The organism is Ensifer sp. SSB1 (assembly GCF_016652895.1).
Classification (GTDB): domain Bacteria; phylum Pseudomonadota; class Alphaproteobacteria; order Rhizobiales; family Rhizobiaceae; genus Ensifer.
Genome location: NZ_JAEPRP010000278.1, coordinates 1 through 5856, shown reverse-complemented (window position 1 = coordinate 5856; position 5856 = coordinate 1). Strand labels below are relative to the sequence as shown.

Genomic DNA, 5856 nt, shown 5'->3' with positions numbered 1-5856 from the left:
GAGGTGGCTCACTTCTCGGTGGAAAAACCGGCTCAGTTCTGCGCGGAAACCAACAGCCTGGAAGGCTTACTCTCGTTTCTCTGGCCAAGCGGCATCGAGATTTGCTGGCTGTAGGTCTCGTTGAGGCTATCGATCGTCATGAGTTGATATTCAGAGGCGAAGCCTCCCGCTCCTGAAAGGCTAGTGGTCAGCGAAAGCACATCCTGAGCCGTGGCCTGATCAGCGGAGTCGAGTGGTCTGGTGGTGCCAAGTCTTCTCTCAAGCGCGGGATGGATGGATCGGTTCGACAGGTTCTCGGTGGGATTGGCCAATGTGAACAGACGCGTGAGGCGATCCAAAGGAACAGATTGAAGTGCTGAAAACTCGTGGAGTTCGACGATGCTTTCGAAGGGGCCATATTTCACCGTCTCCGGTGACGTTGCACTGACGTTTTCCTGCCCAACGCTCGCAAAACTCCGAAATGCCACGATCGCCCGCGCCGTCTCCGATGCCGTAGCAAGCTCCAGCCCAAGACTCTCAAGGCCACGGGCGATAAGCTCGGGTGTCGCCCTGTTCACATCAATCAAGCTGCTCTGATCCAGGACTTCGACGGTCAGTGTCACATTCCGGACCATGCAGCTCTGTGGGTTCTGCCGAGTGATGCGCAGCAGTTCGGCCTTAAATAGTGGATCTCGCGACATCTTACTCGCGAGCAGGTCGTTGATGGCCTGCGCGGCGAGCCCTAGTCGTTCGCTTTCGAAACGGTTGCTGACGGAAAGGACGCGAACCTTCGACGCCGTCACGAATGGCGTGAGGAACATCGCGAACATGACGAGGAACGCCAGGACTGCGACTAACGCGAAACCGCCGTTGTGATCGACATCAACGCGGGGCATTTTGCATGTCCGAAGGCTGGTAGAGCTGTACGTCGTGAGACACGTCGGCCTTGATTACGGAAACTCCATCGGGTCGTACCGAGACGAGCTGCCACCCGTCGATTGACTGCCCGACTTCGTACCATTCCGCCTGCGACTGATCGCCAAAAGAAATCAGCGCCGCTGGCCGAGACTGAATGTTGCGCGTCCCGTGCAAGGAGAACGAAGGTGTTCCAATCTCGGTGGACGAGGGGGGCGTGATCAATTGAGGCTGTTCCTCCACGACCGGGGTCTGCGGTTCGAACTCCCGCCGCGTGGGGCTGAACAGCGGCCGCGCCACCGCTTCTGTCAGTTCAAACCGGGTGAGCGTCGGAACATCTGCAGAGGTCACCTTGCTGGCGGGATTTCTGTCGACTTCTTCGAGTGGACTGATATCAACGGGCACGAGGGAAAGCCAAAAGTTGGCTGCGGCAAACAATGCCGCCCCGACACACCCAAACTGTAGCCAAAGTCGCGTACGGATATTGCTCATGGCCGCTTTCCCGCGGTCGCTTTGGAAGAATTAGGTTCGACCGCGGCGAAAATCGTGAGTTGGGTTGAAAGCTGGAGCGGTTCACTCAGAACCTCGCCGGCGGGGACGTTGCTTGCCCGCATCTCCGCCTTTTGTACGATCAACTGAGGTTGCGCCGTCTCGATCCCCACTACGGTGTCGAGCGTCGGCTTCATCCCACCTTCAAGGTTTATTCGCAAACCGATGAATGTGACGCCGTCGATCGTTGTTTCCGCGATACCGGTGGAGGAAGAAATTGTGCTCCCGGATGCAGCTGCGAGGGCAGCGACGATTTCCTGCAACCTCGCCTGGAGGACACCAGTCTCGCCGCCTTCAAGGAATATGGATTGATCTGACGGAACTGCAGTTGTGACGGCAATGAGGGGCTTTTTCGCCACAAGCGCATTGATCCTTGCCAGGTCACGGCGTCGCTCGAGAATGTCTTCGCCCTGATTGGTCAGAAACACCAGCGCACCGTAGATGATCGCCATCCCAAGCGTGACGATAACCACAAGGAGGGCGACGGCAACGAGCCGTTGCGTGCGCCGCGGCGCGTTCATGATTTCGAGGAGAAGCGCGGTCATGGCCGTGATACCGAGGCGCGGATCTGGAACTGTTCTCCCGAACGGCCGGGCACCCGTGAGACCGGCCCTGTTAATATCGGACGCTCGAAGGACTCGGATGCGTCCACCAATCCTATCAACTGGGCCGCGAAATCCGCGAATCCTGAGAACGTGATGCTCTCGCCGTCGAGAGTTAGGTCCGTGATGTAGGTGGTGTCCGGAAGTGTCCTCGTCAGCTCTTCCCAGACACGAGCGAGGGGAACTGCTTGGGCCTTGCGAGCACGGGCGGACTCGCTGGCTTCTAGAGCCTGAGCCCTGACGTCCAGCATTTTTCGGATTTCGATCGCGTCTTGGCGATGGTCTGCGATCTCCGCGTCAAGGGATGCCAGGGCAGAAGAGTTCCGTGACGCCAGATGCACGAAGGTGAGCGTTGCCGACAATGCGACTACGCTTAGCACCGCCCGCGGCGCAAAATGTCGCCACCGACGCGGGCCAATGCGAGGATCGATGTTTCGGGCACTGGCCACTGGTAGCCAAACGGGTTGTCCCTGAAACTCCACTCCGAGGCGCACTGTACGAGTCTTGGCTTTAGGTAAGGCTTGCAGCCACGGTTCGATCACATCCTTCCGCACCACGATGTAGCTGGTTTTCCCGGGGACGGGCATCAGTGCAATGCGGACGTCGGCAGCGGAAAATGGCGTCCGGTCGGCCAGGTCGATAGCGGCCATCTCCTTGGCCCGCGACTTCGGAATATTCCGATCGGAGATTTCCCGCAGAATGTAGCGTCCTTCGCCGAGGAGAAGTTGGACTTCGGTCCTCTTCGTGGAGACGAAGTCTGACTGCCCGTATTCCTCGGGTGCCAAGTCTACCCCCGGAAGGCCATCGGAAAGAAGCTGGCCCGTGCGACGGCCGACCTTCAGTACAGGGACGCCGTGAAACTCATGGGTTGGGGAAGGGCGAATGCCACCCAGCTCCGCTACCCACCAATCCCAGAAATCGCGAAGAATCCCCAAGACCCGTCCCAGCCCCGAATCAACATAACATTCCTCACCATATTTGGGTGCTAAATCGGTGTAATCGACGCGGGACTACATCCGCTGCACTATCCACAACTTGCGTTTCGAGTGACAAAAAATGCAGCCATTGGTTTTGCCCGTTCCAAGGCGACCGCAGAGTGAAGATCCGCGGTGGAGTCGCATTGAGCAATCGCAGAACGCAATCAGAGGATTTGTGACGGCACCTTAACCTTGGGCGGAGGATAGGTTGCATTTTTCCGAATCTCCCTCATAACCTGCAGCCCAGTTCATTGATTCGGCGGTTCAGTCGAGGGAGCCCATGCGACACAATTTGTTGGGTTTTGCGGCCTTGGCTGCCACGGTTTCGTTTGCCTTGTCGGTGGGGGCAGGGGACCAGAGGGGCGGGTTCAGCGGTTTTTTGATCGCGGTCGCCCAAGCCCAGGAAGCCTCGGGCGAAATAGATGCGGGAGGCGGGTTTGGCAACGGCGCAACGTCACTCGGCGGCGTTAGCGGCACGGCCTCCGAGACGAGGCGCGGTGAGACTTCGACCGACAAGCCCGACACCGCCGCTGATCGCACCCGGCTCGGCAATGGCGGTGGCGCAGGCAAAGGCGGGGCTGGCGGGGAAGCTGGTAAGGACGCAGGCCCGGCGGTGAACGCCGAGGAGCCCGGCGCTGAGAAGACGGACGGAACGCAATCGGAGCGCTCCTTGGCCGCCGCAGCCGCGGAGCAAATACCTGTCGAGTCACCAGTTAGCGCCTTGCCGAAAGCTTCGATGCCGGAAATCACCGGCAACGGTTCGATGACGCAGTCGATTACGATCGACGTCCCTGCCTTCCGCAGCCTGTCCCCAAAGCTGGCGCTCACCTACGATTCCGCTCGCAAGAGCCGACTGGGCGGCCTGTACCAGGGATTCACTGGCTTTGCCTGGGGACTTGACGGCCTCGATATCATCGAGCGCGCGAGTCCCGGTTACGGCGTTCCAGCCTATGACGCGAGTGATGTGTATCTGCTGAACGGGAGCGAACTCGTCGCTTGCGCGACCGGTATGGTCTCGGCCTCATGCTCGACCGGCGGCACACATGCCAACGAGAACGAAGACTATCGGCGCATCCGCTTCGACAGTGCGGCGAACACGTGGACCGTGACGGCGCGAGATGGAACGGTGTCGTTGTTCCGCTCGGTCGCAGCGATGGCCAACTTCAATCCGGCCGCTGGTACACCGGAATACGACCTTAACCAGACCGGCCGCTACGTGCTGGCATCGGTGACCGACACCAACGGCAACGGCATCGCGTACCAGTACACGTGCCCCGATCTGCCGATGTGCCTGCCGGAGCGCATCACCTATAACAATAACTATTACACTCACTTCTTCTATGACACGCGCCCCGACTTCCAGACGGCGGCGAACGGGTACTATCTCACGTGGATCAAGCACCGGCTGAAGTCGGTGGTGAACTACGCGAACGGCCAGCATTACAGTGCCTATTCGATGAGCTACGATCAAGCGCCGATGTCGAATACCTCGCGGCTCGTCAAGGTCGAACGATGGGGCCGGGATGTCGGCTTCGACGGCAACGCCAATCCTATCTCGGGTACCCGCAAGACCATCCGGCAGATGGCCTACGACAACTATGCCCTCTCATATATCCGGCGACCGTTCACATTTCCGCACAACGAACTGAAGTTTTCAGCCGGGGTTGGCTCGCAGTTGGTTGATGATCTCAATCTTGATGGCCGGGATGAGATTTATGGCATCCTCGAGAGGCAATCTGGAACTCTCTCGTTTCAGTTTCATCTGACGTCCTTTGATGCCAATGGCGTCACTCAAAAGACCGTTCGTCAGGGCAGCTTTACCAATCGTCCTCGCATGGTGGTGGCAGGGAGGTTCCTGGGCTCCCGACCGATAAAGGATATATTCTATCCGTCTCTGCAAACGAATTCGGGCGGCTTCGTCGAAAAAGCTCATCGAATTGCCCCAGTGAGCCCTGCGCTCGATCTAGGTGCCTGGACGAAATGTGTCGGAGCGTATGCAATCGTCTGCTCGACCATCGGCACAGATGAAGGAACAGTTGTTGTCGCCGATACAGACGGCGACGGCGTCGATACACTCTACGGCAATCCCGGTTATGCCGGCGAGGTTCTGGGAAATGGACGACAGGGCCTAATCCGGGGCAATACAATATATCGCTTGGTGAATGGCGCCTGGGTTGCCTACGGGCTGCCGGCCGATTGCGCGAGCGTCAACTCCGCCTGCTCCTTTGGTGACCTTAACGGTGATGGTGTTCTCGATGTCGCGCACGCACCGGCGCGCGGAAACCCGAGCTATCAGACGAACATCTGGCTGGGTACCGGTCGGACCTTCGTCCATATCTTGGGTACTCCGCTGCTCGGAATTCCGATGCTGCGTGACCTGGACAATGATGGGAAAGTGGATGTCATCGCGTCTGATCGCGTGAACACCCAAGTTAATTTCTTCCGTCAATTGAATGTCTACGGCCTGCGCCTTGAAGCCGCCGGGAACACTCTGCAGCTGTATTCCTCGTTCAATGGCTCCGCATTGTCTGGCGACTTCAACGGCGATGGTCTGCCGGACTTTCTGGCGTCCACGGGTGAGACAGCAGTCTCCAACATTGGCACAGGCCATCCGAATTTCATACGCAATGTGACTCTTGAGACGGGCGGGATGCTCGCCGTCGACTACACACCTTCTACCCGCTTTGCCAATACCTTCCTGCCGCAGGTTCTGCACCCGGTAACGAAGCTGACGGTCAATGACGGCCGCGGCGGCGTCGCGCAGACGGATTACGGTTACGCTGGCGGTCTCTATGATCCCAAGGCTCGCAAGTTCCTTGGCTTCCGCACGATCA

At 58.7% G+C, this 5856-nt stretch carries 5 protein-coding genes; 1 reads left to right on the top strand and 4 read right to left on the bottom strand.

All coding sequences use genetic code 11. The features are described from left to right. Window positions 1–32: 32 nt before the first annotated feature. From I8N66_RS35575 to I8N66_RS35560, 4 genes are read right to left on the bottom strand one after another with little or no spacing between them, the layout of a single operon-like run. Window positions 33–875 (bottom strand): hypothetical protein, encoded by an 843-nt coding sequence (locus I8N66_RS35575; RefSeq protein WP_291164700.1) that lies wholly within the window; start codon window positions 873–875, stop codon window positions 33–35. Then, the gene (locus I8N66_RS35570; protein WP_291164697.1) at window positions 862–1386 is read right to left on the bottom strand and encodes a hypothetical protein; all 525 of its coding nucleotides are present in this window, start codon (window positions 1384–1386) and stop codon (window positions 862–864) included. Before I8N66_RS35570 ends, I8N66_RS35575 begins: the two co-directional genes overlap by 14 nt. Continuing rightward, window positions 1383–1988, bottom strand: a complete 606-nt coding sequence (gene gspM / locus I8N66_RS35565) for a type II secretion system protein GspM (protein ID WP_291164694.1) — start codon at window positions 1986–1988, stop codon at window positions 1383–1385. The genes I8N66_RS35570 and gspM overlap by 4 nt, the downstream gene beginning before the upstream one ends. Then, window positions 1985–2980: a PilN domain-containing protein gene (locus I8N66_RS35560; protein ID WP_291164691.1), complete on the bottom strand. Its 996-nt coding sequence runs from the start codon at window positions 2978–2980 to the stop codon at window positions 1985–1987. Before I8N66_RS35560 ends, gspM begins: the two co-directional genes overlap by 4 nt. 322 nt (window positions 2981–3302) lie before the next feature. Between I8N66_RS35560 and I8N66_RS35555 the strand changes: the two genes are divergently transcribed. Beyond that, on the top strand, window positions 3303–5856 hold a 2554-nt coding region (locus I8N66_RS35555; RefSeq protein ID WP_291164688.1), incomplete at its 3' end, for a toxin TcdB middle/N-terminal domain-containing protein.

Excerpts from the sequence above, each read along its gene's own strand:
- gspM (WP_291164694.1), bottom strand. The coding sequence starts at position 1,988 with ATGACCGCGCTTCTCCTCGAAATCATGAACGCGCCGCGGCGCACGCAA.
- I8N66_RS35570 (WP_291164697.1), bottom strand. The coding sequence starts at position 1,386 with ATGAGCAATATCCGTACGCGACTTTGGCTACAGTTTGGGTGTGTCGGG.
- I8N66_RS35575 (WP_291164700.1), bottom strand. The coding sequence starts at position 875 with ATGCCCCGCGTTGATGTCGATCACAACGGCGGTTTCGCGTTAGTCGCA.